Raw genomic sequence first — 19047 nt, forward strand, 5'->3', positions numbered from 1 at the left:
TCGTCTCCTTATGAACACTATGATTGTCGGCGGTAAATTGACTGGCTGGATTTTCAACCGCCGATTGTTGTTAATTCTGGCACAAAAATCCGCATTGCGCCTGAAGCCGCGCCATGCCACTGAAATCAGAGTAAAAGCGTTGCGCAAACTGGTCTGATCTTTCACACTGGCGCTATCGGCAACACTGAGGAATCCGTTATGAGCCAGGCACTGCACAACCTGCTTAATTTATTGAATCTGGAAAAACTGGAAGAGGGTCTGTTTCGCGGCCAGAGCGAAGATCTCGGTCTGCGTCAGGTGTTCGGCGGTCAGGTGGTTGGCCAGGCGCTGTACGCGGCGAAACAAACCGTGCCGGAAGCCCGCATTATTCACTCGTTTCACAGCTACTTCCTGCGCCCGGGCGACAGTCAGAAAGCGATTATTTACGATGTGGAAACCCTGCGCGACGGCAAAAGCTTCAGCGCCCGCCGCGTCAGCGCCGTGCAGAATGGTCAGCCGATCTTCTATATGACCGCCTCTTTTCAGGCACCGGAAGACGGCTTTGAGCACCAGAACAGCATGCCGCCGGTGCCGGGACCGTACAATCTGCCGTCCGAGCAGGATCTCGCCCACCGGCTGGCTGCACACCTGCCGCTCAAGCTGAAAGAAAAATTCCTCGCCGAGCGCCCGCTGGATATCCGCCCGGTGCAGATTCACAACCCGCTCAAAGGTCACGTTGATGAGCCGCTGCGCCAGGTCTGGGTGCGCGCTAACGGTCAGCTGCCGGACGATCGCCGCATTCATCAATATCTGCTTGGCTACGCCTCCGATCTCAATTTCCTGCCGGTTGCGCTGCAGCCGCACGGTAAGGGCTTTCTTGAGCCGGATATGCAGGTGGCGACGATTGACCACTCGATGTGGTTCCACCGTCCATTCGATCTCTCCGAGTGGCTGCTGTACAGCGTGGTGAGCACTTCGGCGTCCGGTGCTCGCGGTTTTGTGCGCGGAGAATTCTTCAGCCAGGACGGCACGCTGGTGGCGACCACGGTGCAGGAAGGCGTGATGCGCCAGCGCGAAGCATAAAAAAAGGGGCGATTATCTCGCCCCTTTTTCATCATTATAGTTATAGCGCACTGCTCTTCTGTCAGCCGGCACTCACTTACTGGTTGTAAGCATTCTCGCCGTGGCTGTTCACATCCAGACCTTCACGTTCCTGTTCTTCCGGTACGCGCAGGCCAACAATCATATCTGCCAGCTTGAAGCCCACGAAGGCTACCACGCCAGACCAGACGATGGTCAGGCCACAGCTGAACAGCTGTACCCAAACCTGATGGCCCATGGTCACGCCTTCCGCGTAGCCCACGCCGCCCAGTGAAGAGGAGGCGAACACGCCGGTCAGGATACAGCCAAGGATACCGCACACGCCGTGCACACCAAACACATCACACGGGTCATCAACACGCAGCCATTTCTTCAGCGTGGTCACGCCCCAGATCCCTGCCAGGCCACCTGCCAGACCGATAATCAGTGCACCGCCGACGCCGACATAACCACAGGCTGGCGTGATGGCGACCAGACCCGCGATGAAGCCAGAAGACGCACCCAGCAGCGAAGGCTTGCCGCGCAGCGCCCACTCACCAAACACCCACGACAGCACCGCACCGGCGGTAGCTACCACGGTATTCAGGAAGGCCAGCGCCGCGATTTCGTTAGCGGACGAAGCGGAACCGGCGTTAAAGCCGAACCAGCCCACGTACAGAATCGCTGTACCGGTGAAGACCATTGGCAGGTTGTGCGGTTTAAACGCTTCTTTACCGAAGCCAGCACGTTTGCCCACCAGGTAAGCACCAACCAGACCGGCAACAGCGGCGTTGATGTGCACCACGGTACCGCCAGCGAAGTCCAGCGCGCCATCCTGTGCCAGGAAGCCGCCTGCCCACACCATATGTGCAATCGGCAGATAGGCCAGCGTCAGCCATACCAGCACGAAAATCAGCACCGCTGAGAAGCGAATACGCTCAGCCAGCGAGCCAACAATCAGCCCCACGGTGATACAGGCGAAGGAAGCCTGGAACGCCACGTGAATGTACTGATAGAAGCTGCCCATCACGGCTTTCAGCTCGATATTTTTCAGCATCGCCCACTGGAAGTTACCGAAGAAGGCATTGCCTTCACTGAACGCCAGCGAGTAGCCGTAAACGATCCACAGTACGCAGACCAGAGCGAACGTCACCGCGACCTGGGTCAGCATGGACAGCACGTTCTTACCGCGAATCAGGCCGCCGTAAAACAGGGCGATGCCGGGAATTGTCATGAACAGTACCAGCGCGGTACAAATCATCATAAACGCGTTATCGGCTTTATCCGCTACGGCAGGCGCAGCTGCCATCGCGAGAGACGGTAACAGCGCCAGGCTGGTGAGGCCCAACTTCGTCATTACTTTATTCATTTCTTTCCATCCCATCACAATTCAGAGCCCCAGTTACAGTGCTGCTTCGTCGGTCTCGCCGGTACGAATACGAATCACGCGCTGCAGTTCCGCGACGAAAATTTTGCCGTCGCCAATTTTGCCGGTGTACGCGGCTTTGCTGATCACATCCACCACTTCATCCAGCTGATCGTCCGCAATCGCAATATCGATTTTTACTTTTGGCAGGAAGTTCACGCTGTACTCGGCACCGCGGTACAGTTCTGCATGGCCTTTCTGACGACCGAAGCCTTTCACTTCCGTCACGGTCAGGCCCTGAATGCCAATGGAGGATAAAGCTTCACGCACGTCCTCCAGCTTAAATGGTTTGATTACCACGGTAACCAGCTTCATACGTTCCCCTCCGGATATAAAAATAGGTGAGTCTTCGCGGACACGCAGAGAGTTAAGCAAAGGCTGTGCCACAAATGGCAAAAGCAGGCGTTAAGGCTGCCGGGCGCAGATTGTCGCGCTCCGGTATGGGGTAACAGGGACGGTTTTCATCTGAGAAAACAGAAAGGTGGGACTTTACTGCACTCCTTTGGTGCTTACGGCCTCAAAGGAGTGCATCAATACAGAACATTCCGATAAATCTGCGCAAAAAAGGTGCAAATTACCCTTCTGCTGCTGCGGGTATGCCCGCCGCAAGTTCATCGCCGGCCTGCTGCAGCTGATACATCTGCCAGTAACGGCCCTGCTGGGCCAGCAACTGCGCGTGCGTGCCGCGCTCCACGACCTGGCCACGATGCAGCACCAGAATCTGATCGGCTTCGATGATAGTGGAAAGGCGATGGGCGATCACCACCAGCGTACTGTGCTGACGCAACGTGCGCAGCGCCTGCTGAATCGCCTGTTCCGTGCCCGAGTCGATATTGGCGGTAGCCTCATCGAGGATCAGAATCTGCGGCAGCGATACCAGCACGCGCGCCAGCGCCAGCAACTGCTTCTGTCCGACTGACAGCGTGTTGCCCTGCTCGCCGAGCCGGGTATGAATACCGTCCGGCATGGCGCGCGCCAGCGCGGCCAGCTGCACGGTTTCCAGCGCGCGCCACACATCAGCTTCGGCAATATCACGCCCGAGGCGCACGTTGGCCAGCAGCGTATCAGCCAGCACTACCGGATCCTGCTGCACCATCGCCACGCTGCCGCGCAGCGCATCATGCGTCAGCTGACGCAGCGGACGACCGTCCAGTTCAATGCTGCCGCGCGTCACCGGATAGTAGCCCATCAGCAGATTGGCTAAAGTGCTTTTGCCGCTGCCGGTATGACCGACCAGCGCGACAAAGCCACGCGCCGGCACGTCGAGATCGATATGGCTGAGCACGTCACGATCGTCGCGATAGGCAAAGCTGACGTCACGCAGGCAGATACGCCCGGAAGCCAGCGGCTGGTTATCACTGCCGTAGCCCTGTTGCGCCGCATCCATCAGTTCAAAAATACGCTCGCCTGACACCACCGCCTGCTGCAGCATTGATTGCTGCGTGGTGAGCTCGATCAGTGGCTCGTTAAGACGGCCAAGATAAGTGATAAAGGCATAGAGCACACCAACCTCAAACACGCCCGGCGTGGCAAAGCTGAACAGCATCAGCAGACCGCACAAAATCAGTGCAGAAAACAGGCTGAGCAGCGGACGCAGCAGAAAGCCGTCCAGCCGCAGCGTCTGCATGCGCGCCAGATAGTGCGAACGGCTGGCTTCGCCTATGCGCTCGCCAAAGCGCGCCTGCTGGCGAAACTGCTGGATCACGCTCATGCCGTTGATCACTTCGTTGAAGCCATTGTTAATGTCGGCCAGATAGCTGCGCACGCGGCGCGCAATCGGCGTGCTGTAGCGCTGATAAATCAGCATCACCGTCAATACCTGCGGGAAAATCACCAGCGCCACCAGCGCCATGCGCCAGTCGAGCGCAAACATCGCCACCAGCATCGCACCAATCAGCGCTGCGCTGCGCAGCACGGTGGCCACCACCGTCACATAGAGATCTTTGATCACTTCGGTATCATTGGTGACGCGCGAAATGATCTGCCCTACCGGCTGCGTATCAAAGGCGCTGAGCGGCTGACGCAGCGCTGCATTCATCACGTCGACGCGCAGTTGCTGCACCACACCAATCGCCGCGCGGTTAAACAGCAGCGCCTGCAAATAGTGCAGGCCGGCCGCCAGCAGCTGCAGCAGCACAAAGCCCACCAACAGCCCGGCCACGATGCCCCACGGCATCTGGTGCTTCGCCACCAGGTTATCGATAAAATAGCTCACCAGCACCGGGCCGGTGACTTCGGCGGCGGCGGCAATCCAGAGCATGCCAACGGCCAGCCACAGCGACTTACGCCACGGTTTGCCATACGCCAGCAGGCGTTTCAGCGTTGGCCATAAGCGTTGTGATTTAGCCATGGTCGGCTCCTTCTGCTGCTTCGTCCTCATCCAGCGCGGCTTCCAGCTGCTGATAGCGATACATATCGCGGTACCAGCCCGGCTGCGCCGCCAGCGTATCGTGGTCGCCACGCTGCGCCACCGCGCCCTGCTGCAGCACCAGAATTTCGCTGGCCTCGGTCAGCGCTGACAGACGGTGCGCGCTGATAATCAGCGTGCGCCCTTTTCCCCAGATGCGCAGGTTGTGCAGGATTTCATGCTCGGTACGGCCATCGACCGCCGACAGCGCATCGTCGAGGATCAGAATCTCCGCGTTGAGCAGCAGCGCGCGCGCAATGGCGATGCGCTGTTTCTGCCCGCCAGAGAGCATCACGCCGCGCTCGCCCACTTCCGTCTGGTAACCCTGCGGCAGGCGCAGAATGTCATCGTGCACGCAGGCCATCTGCGCCGCGCGCTCAATCTCTTGCTGCGTCGCCTCCGGCCGGCCCAGCGCCAGGTTATTCGCAACGGTATCGGAAAACAGGAACGGCGTCTGGCTGACCACGGCCAGCCGGCTGCGCCAGCTATCCAGCCGCAGCTGCGGCAGCGGAATATCGTGATAGCGGATGTCGCCCTGATCGATATCGAAGTGGCGCTGAATCAGGCTCAGCAGCGTACTTTTGCCGCAGCCGGTGGGGCCGCACAGCCCGAGCATCTGCCCCGGTTGCAGCTGAAAATTCACCTGGCTCAGCACCGGCGCGGCGCTCGCCGGATAGTGAAATTCGCGGATCGCCACCTGCAGGACGCCCGCTTCCGCTGGCAGTAGCTGATTGCCGTCCTCTACCGCCGGCGCTTCCGCCAGCAGCGCGCGAATGCGGCTCCACGCCGCGCTGCCGCGCTCAACGATGTTAATCATCCACGCCAGCGCCAGCATCGGCCAAATCATCAGCCCTAAGTACATGACGAAACTGGTGAGCTGCCCGAGCGTCAGAGAGCCATGCCACACCATCCAGCCGCCACCGGCAATCGCCAGCAGGTTAGAGAAGCCGACGGCGATGTAAATGATCGGATCGAAACGCGCATCGACGCGCGCCACGTGCAGATTCTTGCGGCCGGTGTCGCTGGCGATCCCGGCAAACTGATTGGACTGATGATCTTCCAGGCCAAAGGCTTTGATCATGCGGATGCTGGTCAGGCTCTCCTGCGTTTGGTCGTTCAGGCTGGAGAACGCTGCCTGCGCCACTTTGAAGCGCTGATGCAGACGTGCACCATCTTTCTGGATCGCCAGCGCCATCAGCGGCATCGGGATCAGGGCCAGCAGCGTCAGCTCCCAGCTGATCTGCACGCTCATTACCGCCAGTACCACCAGCCCCATCACCAGCGAATCCACCAGCGTTAGCACGCCTTCACCGGCGGCAAACACCACACGGTCGACATCGTTGGTGGCGCGGGCAATCAGATCGCCGGTGCGGTGGCGCAGGTAAAATGCCGGATGCTGGCGACTAAGCTGGCGGTAAAAATCTTCGCGCAGTTCCACCGCCAGCTGGTAAGAGGCACCAAACAGCAGCACGCGCCACACGTAGCGCAGCAGATAGACGATGACAGCGGTCACCAGCATCACGCCGATCCACAGGAAAATCTCGCCGCGCGTCAGCGTGTGCTGGGTGACGCCGTCGACAATCACGCCGACCAGATGCGGTGGCAGCAGCTGCAGCAACGCAATGATGATCAGCAAGCTGATGGCGCCCAGATAGCGCCGCCACTCGCGCAGAAAATACCAACTTAACTGGCTGAATAATCGCACAAAACAATCTCTTGTGATGCCCGCTCAGGGCGCTACCGGCAAGGCGGTGGTGTATTTAATCTCTTCCATAGCGAAGCTGGAGGTGACGTCAATCAGCCCCGGTACGCCGTTAACCAGACGCTTGTAAAACGCATCGTAGCTCTTCATATCGGCCACCTGGATGCGCAGCAGGTAATCGTATTCGCCCGCCATGCGGTAAAAAGCCATCACCTCCGGCATCTGCTGCACGACCGCGACAAACTGCTGAAACCAGTCGCTGCTGTGCTGCTGGGTTTTGATCAGCATAAAGGCGGTGAGCGACAGGCCGAGCTTTTCACCATCCAGCAACGCGACGCGCGCCCGAATAATGCCATCATCTTCCAGCTTTTTCAGGCGTTTCCAGCACGGCGTGGTAGTGAGGTTCACCGCATCGGCCAGCGCCTGCAGCGACAGCGTGCAGTCTTTTTGCAGCAGCGCCAGCAGGGTGCGGTCAGTTTTATCTAACATTCGCCACCTCAGGAGAAAATTTTTCTCTTATTGGCCCATTATAACCAAATTTTAGCAACCCCTTTTTCCTGCCAGTGCCTTACACTGAGCGCATTCTCGCTGCCGGAATCGCATCATGCAAACGCCCTGGGTTCGCCACGCTATTAATGAAATCAACGCCGATTTTCAGCGCTCTGCTGACACGCATCTGATCCGCTTTACGCTGGACGATTTTCCCGGCATTCGCTTCTATTTAAAGGATGAAAGCACCCATCCAAGCGGCAGCCTGAAACATCGCCTGGCGCGCTCGCTGTTTCTCTATGGTCTGGCTAACGGCTGGATTGGCGAAAACACGCCGATCATTGAAGCCTCATCCGGCAGCACCGCGGTCTCTGAAGCCTATTTTGCCCGCCTGCTTGGCCTGCCGTTTATCGCCGTGATGCCGGCCAGCACCGCACGGCGCAAAATCGAGCTGATCCGCTTTTACGGCGGCGAGTGCCATTTCGTCGCCGATCCCTGCCAGCTTTACAGCGAATCCGAGCGCCTGGCACGTGAACTCAACGGCCATTTTATGGACCAGTTTACTTACGCCGAGCGCGCCACCGACTGGCGCGGCAACAACAACATCGCTGAGAGTATTTTCCGCCAGATGGCGCATGAACCGTTTCCGGTGCCGCATACCCTGATCATGAGCGCCGGCACCGGCGGCACCTCGGCCACGCTGGGGCGCTATATCCGCTATCAGGGCCACGACACGCGCCTGCTAGTGGTCGATCCGCAGCATTCGGTGTTTTTCGATTACTGGCACAGCCGCGATCGCACCCTGCGCAGCGAGCGCGGCAGCCTGATCGAAGGCATTGGCCGCCCGCGCGTTGAACCGTCGTTTTTACCCGACGTGATTGACGAAATGATGAAAGTGCCGGACGGTGCCACCGTGGCAGCCATGCTAAGGCTGGAGCAGATTCTCGGCCGGCGTCCGGGCGCTTCTACCGGCACCAATTTCTGGGGCATGCTGCAGGTGGCGAAACGCCTGCGCGCGCAGGGGCAAGCCGCCTCGCTGGTGACGCTGCTGTGCGACAGCGGCGAGCGCTATCCGGATACCTATTACAATCCGCAGTGGGTCGCTGAGCAGGTCGGTGATATTCAGGCGTGGCAGCGCGAGCTGCAATAAAAAACCGGACATCCTGTCCGGTTCACTGTAAGCCTCAGCATTCGGGGGAATAATCGAGGTGTGGTGTGGTCATCCAGTGATTTAAGTAGTGAGACACTGCCTGTGTCTCGCAATGGCCAATAATCGGTAAATGGGGCAGCGAGGTTTTCAGCTGGTGCATGGCGTTGCCCATGATGAAGCCGCGCCCGACGCGCTCCAGCATCTCGCGATCGTTCATCGCATCGCCAAACGCCATGCAATCCGCCAGCGACAGCGACAGGTGCTGGCACAAGCGCGCCAGCGCGGCGCCTTTGTGACAATCAACCGGCAATACTTCCAGACACTCTCTGGCGGAGAAGCACAGGCTGGCGCGATCGCCGAGCGCCTGTTGCAGTTCAATCTTCAGCGCCAGCAACATCTCATGCGGTGCAATAAAACAGATCTTAGTGACTTCATGCGCTGGCATGCGGCGCAAATCACGCAGCTGATAGTGAAACCCGCTCATCGCATGCGCTTCCAGTAAACCCGGTAGCGGTTTATCGGTAAACCAGCCTTCATCGTTGAAGATATGGATCGACGCGGGCGTTTGCCAGTGGCTGTGCAGTACCTCTTCCGCCACCGACGGCGCTAAATCACAGCCGTACAGCTGCCTGCCCTCGACATCGTGAATGCGCGTGCCGTTGCCGGTGATCAGCCAGGCGGGCAAGGTGATCTGCTGACGCACCGCCTGCATATCCAGCAGATGGCGGCCAGTGGCAAACGTCAGCGTAACGCCGCGCTGGTGTAGCGCATTAAGGCTGTGCAGCGTTTCCGCACCTAAGCGGTGGGTGGGCAGCAGCAGCGTACCGTCCATATCAAATGCCGCGAGGCGGGCCATGGCAACTCTCCTGTCTGAATGAGGTGCCTACTATCGCCTGGTAATTACGGAACTAATAGTGAATACTTTTCTAAAAACTGTTCCGGGTTTAATCATGCGACAGCTACATCGGGTTAATCAGTTTCAGCGCCTGTGGCAGCTAAGCCAGGGCGAAGCACAGCGCACCAGCGTTGCGGCCATGGCGCAGCACTGTTTTTGCAGTGAGCGCCATGTGCGCACCCTGCTGCGCCAGTGGCAGCAGGCGGGCTGGCTGCAGTGGCAAGGCGAAGCGGGACGCGGCAAACAGGGCGAACTGCGCTTTCTGCTCTCTCCCGAGCAGCTGCGTCAGCAATTGCTCAGCCAGCAGCTGGCAGCCGGTGAAGCGGTGCAGGCGCTGCAGGTGCTGGATGTCCCGCCTGAGCGGCTGGTAAAGATGCTGCGCCCGCTGATGGGCGGTCAGTGGCAGAACCAAGCCCCGGTGCTGCGCATTCCCTATTATCGCGCGCTGGCGTCGCTGAATCCGCTGCAGCTGACCGGACGCGCGGAGCAGCACCTGGTGCGGCAGATTTTTTCCGGCCTGACGCGCTTTAACGCCGATGATGTCGAGGGCGACCTGGCGCATCACTGGCAACACGATGCGCAGGGCCGCGAATGGTATTTCTGGCTGCGGCCGCTGCTCAGCTGGCACAACGATGAACCGGTGCAGGCGGCGCAGCTGGTCCAGCAGCTGCAGCGCATCATGCAGACGCCGCAGGGCGGCCGCCTGCTGGCGGCGGTGGAACACATCGATGCGCCTCATCCGCTGGCGCTGCGCATCCGGCTGCGCACCAGCGATTACTGGCTGCCGCAGCGGCTGGCGCATCAGTTTTGCCTGCTGCCGCACCCGGAGCATGCTGATACCGGCAGCGGACCGTGGCGCCTGACGCACTTTACCCGCGAGCTGGTACGGCTGGAGAGCCATGCGCGCTGGCACCATCAGCATCCGCTGATTCAGGTGGTGGAATACTGGATTACCCCACAGCTGTTCGATCGCGGGCTCGGCACCAGCTGCCGCCATCCGGTGCAGATCGCTATTGGCGACCCCGACGAACTCGACACGCTGCGTCCGGTGGATCGCAGCATCAGCCTCGGTTTTTGCTACCTGGCGCCGCGCATTTCGGCCCGCTTCAGTCAGGCGCAGGTCAAAACGCTGCTCGCGCTGATCCAGCACAGCGGCGTCATCCAGCAGCTGCCGCTGGATGAAGGCTTAATTACGCCCAGCGAGGAGCTGCTACCCGGCTGGCCGCTGCCCGCTCCGCATCAACCTGATGCCACGCTGCCCACCACGCTGACGCTGCATTATCATCTGCCCACTGAACTGCACGTGATGGCGCAGGCGCTGGTGCCGCTGCTGGCGGCGCACGGCTGTACCCTCACCTGCGTATTTCATGACGTCAAAAACTGGCGCGACGATAGCGATCTGAGTGACGCCGATATCGTGATGGGCGACCGTCTGATTGGTGATGCGCCGCAGTTTACCCTGGTGAACTGGCTGGAAAATGATGCAGCCTGGCAACCGCTGCGTCCAACGGTCCTGCAGGCACCGCTGCAGGCTATCGCCCGCCAGGCCAGCCCGGCGCTACGCAGCGCTGCGATTCATCAGCTGTTTCAGCAGCTGATGCGCGACGGCCATCTGCTGCCGCTGTTTAATTATCGCTATCAGGTGTTTGCCCCGCCCGGCGTTGAGGGTATTCAGCTTAACAGCATGGGCTGGTTCGACTTTACCCGCGCCTGGATCCCACCGCCTGCCGCAGGCGGTGCTGTTCAGCCCGCGCCGGAGCCAGTACCATAGGCGCACTGATTTATGGGGAAGAAAACATGAAACGAGCCGTTGTCGTATTCAGTGGTGGACAAGATTCCACCACCTGTCTGATTCAGGCGCTGCAGCAGTATGATGAAGTGCACTGCGTGACCTTTGATTACGGTCAGCGCCACCGCGAAGAGATCAGCGTCGCTGCAGAGCTGGCGCACAAGCTGGGCGCGCGGGCGCATAAAGTGCTGGACGTGACGCTGCTCAATGAACTGGCGGTCAGCAGCCTGACGCGCGATAACATTCCGGTGCCGGCGTACAATCCGCAGGCCAGCGGCCTGCCCAGCACCTTCGTGCCGGGGCGCAATATCCTGTTTCTGACGCTGGCGTCGATTTATGCTTATCAGGTGGAAGCCGAAGCGGTGATTACCGGCGTGTGCGAAACCGATTTTTCCGGTTATCCGGATTGCCGCGATGAGTTTGTCAAAGCGCTGAACAACGCTGTCAGCCTCGGCATGGCGCGCGAAGTGCGTTTCGAAACGCCGCTGATGTGGCTGAACAAAGCGGAAACCTGGGCGCTGGCAGATTACTGGCAGCAGCTGCCGCTGGTGCGTGCCGAGACGCTAACCTGCTACAACGGCGTCAAAGGCGACGGCTGTGGTGAGTGTGCGGCCTGCCATCTGCGCGCGCGCGGCCTGGCAGATTACCAGGCCAATGCCGCCAGCGTGATGGCGGCAATGAAGCAAAAAAGCGGCCTGCGCTGATCCTGGCCGTGCTGTGGACTGGCGTGCTGTCACGGCATGCCAGCTCAGGAAGTTTCGGTCATTAATGCCGCCAGGCGCGCACGTAATTCCCCTTCCAGCGGCACAGCTTTTTGCGTGCGTAAATCGATGCAGACGAAGGTGAGCGCCGCATCCGCCACCAGCGTGTTGTCTCCTGCCAGCATCACCCGTTGTAATATCACGCCACTTTTGCCGTTGAGCTGCGAGACTTCGCTCTCAACGTGCAGCACGTCGCCCAGCACCGCCGGACGACGATAGTTGATATTGATGTTCACCACCACAAACGCCAGTTGCTGCTGCTGCAGCCAGTGGAAGGCATCGGCATCCTCCAGCCACTGCCAGCGCGCCTCTTCCAGAAACTCAAGGTAGCGCGCGTTGTTCACATGCTGATAGACGTCAAGATGATAGCCGCGCACTTTGATGGTGGTTTGCATGATTGCTCCTGTTCAGGCTGTGAATGACAACTGGTTGGACCTGTTGAGCATAGCACAGCCTGATGGGCCGCTTTAGCAATCCTTCAGAGTCGCGAGCCGCTTCACAATTTCAGCCGCGCGCTGTTGCGCTCCACCAGCGCACTGCCAATACCCGGTACTTCTTTCAGCTGCTCGATGGCGCTGAAGGGCCCGTACTGCTCACGATAGCTGACAATCGCCTGCGCTTTTTTCAGCCCAATACCGTTCATGGCGGCGGCCAGCTGCTCGGCCGTGGCCTGATTGATGCTGACCTGTTCCTGCTGCGGCGTGGACACCTGCGTCGCCTGGGTTTCACTGGGGCTTTGCGCCGCCGCCAGTCCGCTGGTCCAGAGCGCGCCGCCCAGCGCCAGCGTGATGCAAAAGGCACGAAATGTTGAGTTAACCATGCTGTGTTTCTCCTTGTGTTTGACAGCCACTGCAGGGTGGCACAAGCGAGAAAAGCACTCAAAAGGCGATGATCAGAAATGGAAAAGGCCGCAGAAGCGGCCTTTAGGTGTTGCAGTCATTTAACTTTTTTTGTGAGGCTTACTGGTTTTGTGCGGCGGCACCGTACTTAATCTTCGCCGCTTTGCGCAGGTTTTCCAGCAGCGCTTCGAAGGCAATCTGCGCGTTGTTTTGCGTCACGCCTTTCACCATTTCGTCGATCTGCGCCTGCGGCATGTTGCCCGCGCTCACTTTATCCAGCGCGACCAGCACGACGTTACCCTGCATATCTTCGCTGACGCCCCACGACGGCTTGTTATCCGCTGGCTGCGGCAGATTGAATGCCGCCTGCGCCACCGGATCCTGCGCGTTGCGATCAACGGTTTTGCTGGCGCTCAGCGTCAGGCCAGCCGCCTGCAGCGCGTCCTGTTTGCCCGCTTTCAGCTCGGTCAGCAGTTTGTCTGCCTGCGCCTTGGCCTGCTGCGTGGCTTTGTCATGCTTCAGGCTGTCGGTGATCTGCGCCTTAACCTGATCCAGCGGCTTAACCGCTTCCGGCTTATGCTCGCTGATGCGCAGCACAAACGCCCGATCGCCATCAACGCTGATGATGTCAGAGTTGTTGCCCGGCGCGCCGTTCTGGCCGGTCAGACCACCATTAAAGATTGCCTGTTTAACCGCATCGAAATCGAGATCGGCCGGCACGTTGTCGCGCGTAATCCAGCCGGTTTCCACCACTTTCAGACCAGAGGCCTGCGCAGCGCCAGCGAGGGATTCGTTGTCATTGCTGGCGGCTTCGCTCACCTTCTGCTGCATCTTATAGAAGGCATCAACGGCTTTTTCCTGCTTCACTTTATCCGCCACTGCCGCGTGCACTTCCGCCAGCGGTTTCACCTGCTCTGGCTGGATATCATCCAGACGCACCACCAGGAAACCCACTGACGATTTGATCACGCCAGACAGCTGGCCTTTTTGCGTCAGGCCGGCGTTTTTGAGCTCATCCGGCGTGGTGTTCGGCTCCAGCCAGCCCATGTCGCCGCCTTTACGCGCGGAAATCGGGTCGATTGATTTGCTCTTCGCCAGCGTGGCGAAATCTTCGCCTTTTTTCAGCGCATCCAGCACCGCGTTGGCATCGGCTTCGGTTTTGGTCTGAATGATGCTGTAGCGGTTACGCTGCGGCTGAGAATAGTCGGCTTTATGCTGATCGTACCAGCTCTGAATATCGGCTTCGCTGGCGTTCTCCTGCAGGCTGGCCGCATCCATTTTCAGGTAGCTGACGCGGAACTGCTCAGGTGCCATAAAGCTGCTCTGATGCTGCTGGTAGTATTGATTAATTTCATCATCGCTGACCGTTTGCTTCGCGGCCAGCGCATTGACGTCAATCACCGCCTGACGGATTTCGCGCTGCTGCGAAACCAGATCCACCAGCTTGCTGGTTTCTCCTTTCAGCATGAAGTCAGTATTGGCGATAGCGTTGATCAACTGCTGGTTCGCCAGCTGCTTGCGCAGCGCTTCAGCATACTGATCGGCACTGAAGCCCATGCTGGCGATCAGGCCGTTGTATTTCGCGTTGTCGAACTTACCGTTGGTCTGGAAAGCCTGCTGATTGAAGATCGCCTGCTTCACCTGATCGTCGCTGATGCCAATGTGCAGATCTTTGATGTACTGATCGAGCAGCGTTTGATCGATCAGCTGCGACAGCGCCTGCTGGCGCATCTGCTGCATGTAGCCATCGTTGCTGGCCAGCTGTGAGAACTGATCGCCCAGCATCTGCTGCTGACGGTTGCGCTCGTTGTTAAACGCCTGCTCCAGCTCACCGCGGCTAATTTCATGGCCGTTCACTTTGGCAGCGTAATCGCTGTTACCGCCAATCAGGTAGTTGCCCACCCCGGTCAGAACGAATGACAGGATGATCAATCCCAGAATAATCTTGAGCACGACATGGTTCGACGCCGCGCGTAAATTGTCCATCATGGTATGACAACACTCCGCTGTAGTGTGAATGTAAAGCTCTGACACGATGTCATCATCGTGCAGCTGCGGTTCAGGCTGGCAGCTGGCAACCATGCGGAGACTGAAGCCAGCGGCTAAAGTCGCGCATCAAGATAAAAAAAGGCACATCAAAAATGATGTGCCCGTATGTTACATGAGAACGTCTTTTTCGTCCTCAATCCACGGAAGAAAATGCTTCGATGGACAGATTCGCGGTCATTAATTGACGGCGTCTTTCAGTGCTTTACCCGCACGGAAGCCCGGTACTTTACCAGCCGGGATGGTGATTTCTTTACCGGTTTGTGGGTTCCGACCGGAGCGGGCAGCACGTTCGCGTACTGAGAATGTACCGAAACCGACCAGTGCCACTTCGTCGCCGCCTTTCAGCGCGTCAGAAACGGAGCCCATGAATGCATCTAATACACGTCCCGCTGCCGCTTTAGAAATGTCAGCGTCTGCAGCAATTTTGTCGATCAACTGTGACTTATTCACTCTCTTCATCCCCTCTTTTATTATTCACTCGCACCCGCGCTTCCCGCCCGGTGCGAACGCGCAGCCAGTTATATCAAGCCTGTGGAGCTGAAACAACGGTATTCATCTTATTCGTTGATCCAGCAGCCCCCTAAATTAGCGGCACAAAAAAAAGCTGGCAAGCCCGATTTGGCCTGCCAGCTTCGCTTTTTAGCGCTTTTTGCCGCTAATCACTATTTTGCCGTGGCAACCTGCATCCCGTACGGGGCATTTTCCAGCGCCAGGCTCAGCACTTCTTCAATACGCTTCACCGGATGGATCGACAGATCGGCAATCACGTTCTGCGGAATCTCTTCCAGATCGCGCTTGTTTTCGTCCGGGATCAGCACGGTTTTGATACCGCCGCGATGCGCCGCCAGCAGCTTCTCTTTCAGGCCACCGATGGGCAGCACCTGGCCGCGCAGCGTGATCTCACCGGTCATCGCCACGTCCGAACGCACCGGGTTACCGGTCAGACAGGAGACCAGCGCGGTACACATGGCGATACCGGCACTCGGACCATCCTTCGGCGTCGCGCCTTCCGGCACGTGCACGTGGATGTCGCGCTTCTCGTAGAAATCACCGTTGATGCCGAGTTTCTCCGCGCGGGCGCGCACGACAGTCAGCGCCGCCTGGATTGACTCCTGCATCACCTCACCGAGTGAACCGGTGTAAGTCAGCTTGCCTTTGCCCGGCACGCAGGCGGTTTCGATGGTGAGCAGATCGCCGCCCACTTCGGTCCACGCCAGGCCGGTAACCTGACCGACACGGTTTTCGCTGTCGGCGCGGCCATAATCAAAGCGCTGCACCCCAAGGAAATCCTTGAGGTTTTCGCCGTTGATTTTGATGCTCTTCTTCGCTTTGTCCATCAGCAGCGCTTTCACCGCTTTACGGCACAGCTTGGAGAGTTCACGCTCCAGGCTACGCACGCCCGCTTCACGGGTGTAATAGCGGATGATGCCGATGATGGCGCTATCGTCGACGCTGATCTCTTTCTCTTTCAACGCGTTACGCTCAATCTGCTTCGGCAGCAGGTGCTGTTTAGCGATGTTGAGCTTTTCATCTTCGGTGTAGCCAGAAAGACGAATCACTTCCATACGATCCAGCAGCGGTGCCGGAATGTTCATGGAGTTGGACGTCGCGACAAACATCACGTCGGAGAGATCGTAATCCACTTCGAGATAGTGATCGTTGAACGCAATGTTCTGCTCCGGATCCAATACCTCCAGCAGCGCTGAAGCCGGATCGCCACGCATGTCGGATGACATTTTGTCGATCTCATCCAGCAGGAACAGCGGGTTTTTCACGCCCACTTTCGCCATTTTCTGGATCAGCTTGCCCGGCATCGACCCGATGTAGGTACGACGGTGACCGCGGATTTCCGCTTCGTCACGCACGCCGCCCAGCGCCATACGCACGTATTTACGGCCGGTGGCTTTGGCGATGGACTGACCCAGCGAGGTTTTACCCACGCCTGGCGGTCCGACGAGGCACAGAATCGGCCCTTTTATTTTGCTGACGCGACTCTGCACCGCAAGATACTCAAGGATGCGATCTTTCACGCGCTCCAGACCATAATGGTCGGTATCCAGCGTTTCCTGCGCTTTACGCAGATCTTTTTTCACCTTGCTGCGCGCGTTCCATGGCACCTGTACCATCCAGTCGATATAGCCACGCACTACGGTGGCTTCCGCTGACATCGGTGACATCATCTTCAGCTTCTGCAGCTCGGCTTCCGCTTTCTCGCGTGCCTCGGCCGGCATTTTCGCTGCGTCGATTTTACGTTTCAGCGCTTCGTATTCATCCGGCGCATCGTCCATCTCACCCAGCTCTTTCTGAATCGCTTTCATTTGCTCATTCAGATAGTACTCGCGCTGACTTTTCTCCATCTGCTTTTTGACGCGGTTGCGAATACGCTTCTCAACCTGCAGCAGATCGATTTCCGATTCCATCATCGCCATGAGATATTCCAGACGCTCATTGATGTCGGACATCTCCAGCACGGACTGTTTGTCAGCCAGCTTCAGCGGCATGTGCGCCGCCACGGTATCGGCGAGACGCGCCGCGTCGTCGATGCTGTTGAGTGAAGTCAGCACCTCCGGCGGGATTTTTTTGTTCAGCTTGATGTAGCCTTCAAACTGATTGATGGCGGTACGCACCAGCACTTCCTGCTCGCGCTCTTCAATTTCCGGCGAGATCAGGTATTCGGCCTGGGCAACAAAGTGGTCGCCATTGTCCGCTAAAGTGGTGATGTGTGCGCGCTGAAGACCTTCCACCAGCACCTTAACGGTGCCGTCTGGCAGTTTCAGCATCTGCAGTACGGAAGCAACGGTCCCTACCGCGAAGAGATCGTTAATACCAGGTTCATCCGTTGAAGCCTCTTTCTGGGCAACCAGCATGATCTTCTTGTCATGATCCATCGCCGCTTCGAGGCAACGAATCGATTTTTCCCGACCAACAAACAACGGAATTACCATGTGCGGATAAACCACCACGTCGCGCAACGGCAACACGGGGATTTCAATGCGTTCAGAACGCTCAGGATTCATAGAGCTCTCTCTTAGTTTAATGTCCGCCAGGTGATGGGAACCGCGTGATACAGGCTGTATGCAGTTAGACCCACAGGATTATGAGTATATGGGGATGCTTGCACGACATTCAATGTCACAGAGGTGAGAAAAATAAAAGGGGAAAACATTTTCCCCTTTTTTAAGATAACAACGTGGTGTGATTGATTATTTATTCGCCAGAAGCCTGGGCTTCATGCTTACCGTAGATCAGCATGGGTTCAGATTGCCCCTCAATCACCGACTCATCGATCACCACTTTTTCCACACCTTCCATCGAAGGCAGGTCATACATGGTTTCGAGCAGCGCCGCTTCTACGATAGAACGCAGGCCACGTGCACCGGTTTTACGCGAGTTGGCTTTTTTCGCGATCGCCGTCAGCGCTTCATCACGGAATTCCAGCTCCACGCCTTCGAGGTTAAACAGCGCCTGATACTGCTTAGTCAGGGCGTTTTTCGGCTCGCGCAGGATCTGAATCAGCGCTTCTTCGCTCAGCTCGTTGAGCGTTGCCACCACCGGCAGACGACCAATGAACTCCGGAATCAGACCAAATTTGATCAGATCTTCCGGCTCAACCTGCGACAGCAACTCGCCTTCGCTGGCTTTCTGCGATTTGCCTTTCACGGTCGCGCCAAAGCCAATACCGGAGCCGGTTTCAACACGCTGCGAGATCACTTTATCGAGGCCGGCAAACGCACCGCCACAGATAAACAGGATCTTCGAGGTGTCGACCTGCAGGAATTCCTGCTGCGGGTGTTTACGTCCACCCTGCGGCGGCACGGCAGCCACGGTACCTTCAATCAGCTTGAGCAGCGCCTGCTGCACACCCTCGCCCGACACATCACGGGTGATAGAAGGGTTGTCTGATTTACGGGAAATCTTGTCGATCTCATCGATGTAGACAATGCCGCGCTGCGCTTTCTGTACGTCGTAGTCGCACTTCTGCAGCAGTTTCTGGATGATGTTTTCCACATCTTCGCCCACGTAACCGGCTTCGGTCAGCGTGGTGGCATCCGCCATGGTAAATGGCACATCCAGCAGGCGCGCCAGCGTTTCCGCCAGCAGGGTTTTACCGCTACCGGTTGGACCAATCAGCAGGATGTTACTTTTGCCCAGCTCGATACCATTGCTGGTGTCGCCGTTACGCAGACGCTTGTAGTGGTTGTAAACGGCCACCGCAAGCACCTTTTTCGCCCGCTCCTGACCAATCACATAGTCGTCAAGGTGATGGCGGATCTCGTGCGGCGTCGGCAGTGCACTACGCTCGCGATGCGGGGCCACTTCTTTAATCTCTTCGCGAATGATGTCATTACACAGATCGACACACTCGTCGCAAATATACACTGACGGCCCGGCAATCAGCTTACGGACTTCATGCTGGCTTTTGCCGCAGAAAGAGCAGTACAGCAACTTACCTGAACCGTCTTTGCGCTTATCTGTCATCA

17 protein-coding genes are annotated in these 19047 nt (G+C 58.1%); 5 read left to right on the plus strand and 12 right to left on the minus strand.

What is annotated here, in order from left to right; all coding sequences use genetic code 11:
* Nucleotides 1-10 precede the first annotated feature (10 nt).
* Nucleotides 11-157 carry a hypothetical protein gene (locus MXF20_RS16005; protein ID WP_325970267.1) on the plus strand — a complete coding sequence of 49 codons (147 nt, stop codon included), beginning with the start codon at nt 11-13 and terminating at the stop codon, nt 155-157.
* Nucleotides 158-198: 41 nt separating this feature from the next.
* Nucleotides 199-1062, plus strand: coding sequence for an acyl-CoA thioesterase II (tesB, locus tag MXF20_RS16010; RefSeq protein WP_325970268.1), 864 nt, complete (start codon nt 199-201; stop codon nt 1060-1062).
* Nucleotides 1063-1138: 76 nt separating this feature from the next.
* Here tesB and amtB read toward each other — a convergent pair whose 3' ends face one another.
* From amtB to MXF20_RS16035, 5 genes are all read right to left on the minus strand, one after another.
* The gene (gene amtB, locus MXF20_RS16015; protein WP_021507199.1) at nt 1139-2428 is read right to left on the minus strand and encodes an ammonium transporter AmtB; all 1290 of its coding nucleotides are present in this window, start codon (nt 2426-2428) and stop codon (nt 1139-1141) included.
* Nucleotides 2429-2461: 33 nt separating this feature from the next.
* The gene (gene glnK, locus MXF20_RS16020; protein ID WP_007886947.1) at nt 2462-2800 is read right to left on the minus strand and encodes a P-II family nitrogen regulator; all 339 of its coding nucleotides are present in this window, start codon (nt 2798-2800) and stop codon (nt 2462-2464) included.
* Between the two features lie 259 nt (nt 2801-3059).
* A complete protein-coding gene (locus MXF20_RS16025; protein ID WP_325970269.1) occupies nt 3060-4835 on the minus strand; it encodes a SmdB family multidrug efflux ABC transporter permease/ATP-binding protein in 1776 nt (591 codons plus the stop codon).
* Nucleotides 4828-6597 carry a SmdA family multidrug ABC transporter permease/ATP-binding protein gene (locus tag MXF20_RS16030; protein ID WP_325970270.1) on the minus strand — a complete coding sequence of 590 codons (1770 nt, stop codon included), beginning with the start codon at nt 6595-6597 and terminating at the stop codon, nt 4828-4830. Before MXF20_RS16030 ends, MXF20_RS16025 begins: the two co-directional genes overlap by 8 nt.
* Nucleotides 6598-6621: 24 nt before the next feature.
* Nucleotides 6622-7083, minus strand: a complete 462-nt coding sequence (locus MXF20_RS16035; RefSeq protein WP_021507196.1) for an Lrp/AsnC family transcriptional regulator — start codon at nt 7081-7083, stop codon at nt 6622-6624.
* Between the two features lie 115 nt (nt 7084-7198).
* Between MXF20_RS16035 and MXF20_RS16040 the strand changes: the two genes are divergently transcribed.
* A complete protein-coding gene (locus MXF20_RS16040; RefSeq protein ID WP_325970271.1) occupies nt 7199-8233 on the plus strand; it encodes a PLP-dependent cysteine synthase family protein in 1035 nt (344 codons plus the stop codon).
* Nucleotides 8234-8267: 34 nt separating this feature from the next.
* Here MXF20_RS16040 and cof read toward each other — a convergent pair whose 3' ends face one another.
* On the minus strand, nt 8268-9089 hold the full coding sequence (gene cof / locus MXF20_RS16045) for an HMP-PP phosphatase (protein WP_325970272.1): 822 nt from the start codon (nt 9087-9089) through the stop codon (nt 8268-8270).
* Nucleotides 9090-9183: 94 nt separating this feature from the next.
* On the opposite strand from cof, the gene MXF20_RS16050 reads away from it, so the two are divergent.
* Both MXF20_RS16050 and queC read left to right on the plus strand, forming a co-directional pair.
* Nucleotides 9184-10899: an SgrR family transcriptional regulator gene (locus MXF20_RS16050; RefSeq protein ID WP_325970273.1), complete on the plus strand. Its 1716-nt coding sequence runs from the start codon at nt 9184-9186 to the stop codon at nt 10897-10899.
* A gap of 26 nt (nt 10900-10925) precedes the next feature.
* Complete coding sequence (queC, locus tag MXF20_RS16055) at nt 10926-11621, plus strand: 7-cyano-7-deazaguanine synthase QueC (protein ID WP_325970274.1); 696 nt, start codon at nt 10926-10928, stop codon at nt 11619-11621.
* Between the two features lie 44 nt (nt 11622-11665).
* Here the strand turns inward: queC and MXF20_RS16060 are convergent, their stop codons facing one another.
* The 6 genes from MXF20_RS16060 to clpX form a co-directional block, all read right to left on the minus strand.
* Nucleotides 11666-12073, minus strand: coding sequence for a YbgC/FadM family acyl-CoA thioesterase (locus tag MXF20_RS16060; RefSeq protein WP_325970275.1), 408 nt, complete (start codon nt 12071-12073; stop codon nt 11666-11668).
* 101 nt (nt 12074-12174) lie between these two features.
* Complete coding sequence (locus MXF20_RS16065) at nt 12175-12498, minus strand: ComEA family DNA-binding protein (protein ID WP_325970276.1); 324 nt, start codon at nt 12496-12498, stop codon at nt 12175-12177.
* Nucleotides 12499-12637: 139 nt separating this feature from the next.
* Nucleotides 12638-14506 carry a peptidylprolyl isomerase gene (ppiD, locus tag MXF20_RS16070; RefSeq protein WP_325970277.1) on the minus strand — a complete coding sequence of 623 codons (1869 nt, stop codon included), beginning with the start codon at nt 14504-14506 and terminating at the stop codon, nt 12638-12640.
* A gap of 237 nt (nt 14507-14743) precedes the next feature.
* Complete coding sequence (gene hupB, locus MXF20_RS16075) at nt 14744-15016, minus strand: nucleoid-associated protein HU-beta (protein ID WP_325970278.1); 273 nt, start codon at nt 15014-15016, stop codon at nt 14744-14746.
* A 212-nt stretch (nt 15017-15228) separates the two neighbouring features.
* Complete coding sequence (gene lon / locus MXF20_RS16080; protein WP_021507187.1) at nt 15229-17583, minus strand: endopeptidase La; 2355 nt, start codon at nt 17581-17583, stop codon at nt 15229-15231.
* Nucleotides 17584-17773: 190 nt separating this feature from the next.
* Nucleotides 17774-19045 (minus strand): ATP-dependent protease ATP-binding subunit ClpX, encoded by a 1272-nt coding sequence (clpX, locus tag MXF20_RS16085; protein ID WP_325970279.1) that lies wholly within the window; start codon nt 19043-19045, stop codon nt 17774-17776.
* Nucleotides 19046-19047 lie beyond the last annotated feature (2 nt).

The sequence above is a fragment of the Pantoea dispersa genome, from assembly GCF_035783935.1.
GTDB classification, from domain to species: domain Bacteria; phylum Pseudomonadota; class Gammaproteobacteria; order Enterobacterales; family Enterobacteriaceae; genus Pantoea; species Pantoea dispersa_C.

Coding starts and splice junctions, on each gene's coding strand:
- MXF20_RS16050 (WP_325970273.1), top strand. CDS start 9,184: ATGCGACAGCTACATCGGGTTAATCAGTTTCAGCGCCTGTGGCAGCTA.
- MXF20_RS16025 (WP_325970269.1), bottom strand. CDS start 4,835: ATGGCTAAATCACAACGCTTATGGCCAACGCTGAAACGCCTGCTGGCG.
- lon (WP_021507187.1), bottom strand. CDS start 17,583: ATGAATCCTGAGCGTTCTGAACGCATTGAAATCCCCGTGTTGCCGTTG.
- clpX (WP_325970279.1), bottom strand. CDS start 19,045: ATGACAGATAAGCGCAAAGACGGTTCAGGTAAGTTGCTGTACTGCTCT.
- queC (WP_325970274.1), top strand. CDS start 10,926: ATGAAACGAGCCGTTGTCGTATTCAGTGGTGGACAAGATTCCACCACC.
- MXF20_RS16005 (WP_325970267.1), top strand. CDS start 11: ATGAACACTATGATTGTCGGCGGTAAATTGACTGGCTGGATTTTCAAC.
- glnK (WP_007886947.1), bottom strand. CDS start 2,800: ATGAAGCTGGTTACCGTGGTAATCAAACCATTTAAGCTGGAGGACGTG.
- amtB (WP_021507199.1), bottom strand. CDS start 2,428: ATGAATAAAGTAATGACGAAGTTGGGCCTCACCAGCCTGGCGCTGTTA.
- MXF20_RS16035 (WP_021507196.1), bottom strand. CDS start 7,083: ATGTTAGATAAAACTGACCGCACCCTGCTGGCGCTGCTGCAAAAAGAC.
- tesB (WP_325970268.1), top strand. CDS start 199: ATGAGCCAGGCACTGCACAACCTGCTTAATTTATTGAATCTGGAAAAA.
- ppiD (WP_325970277.1), bottom strand. CDS start 14,506: ATGATGGACAATTTACGCGCGGCGTCGAACCATGTCGTGCTCAAGATT.
- MXF20_RS16065 (WP_325970276.1), bottom strand. CDS start 12,498: ATGGTTAACTCAACATTTCGTGCCTTTTGCATCACGCTGGCGCTGGGC.
- MXF20_RS16040 (WP_325970271.1), top strand. CDS start 7,199: ATGCAAACGCCCTGGGTTCGCCACGCTATTAATGAAATCAACGCCGAT.
- cof (WP_325970272.1), bottom strand. CDS start 9,089: ATGGCCCGCCTCGCGGCATTTGATATGGACGGTACGCTGCTGCTGCCC.
- MXF20_RS16060 (WP_325970275.1), bottom strand. CDS start 12,073: ATGCAAACCACCATCAAAGTGCGCGGCTATCATCTTGACGTCTATCAG.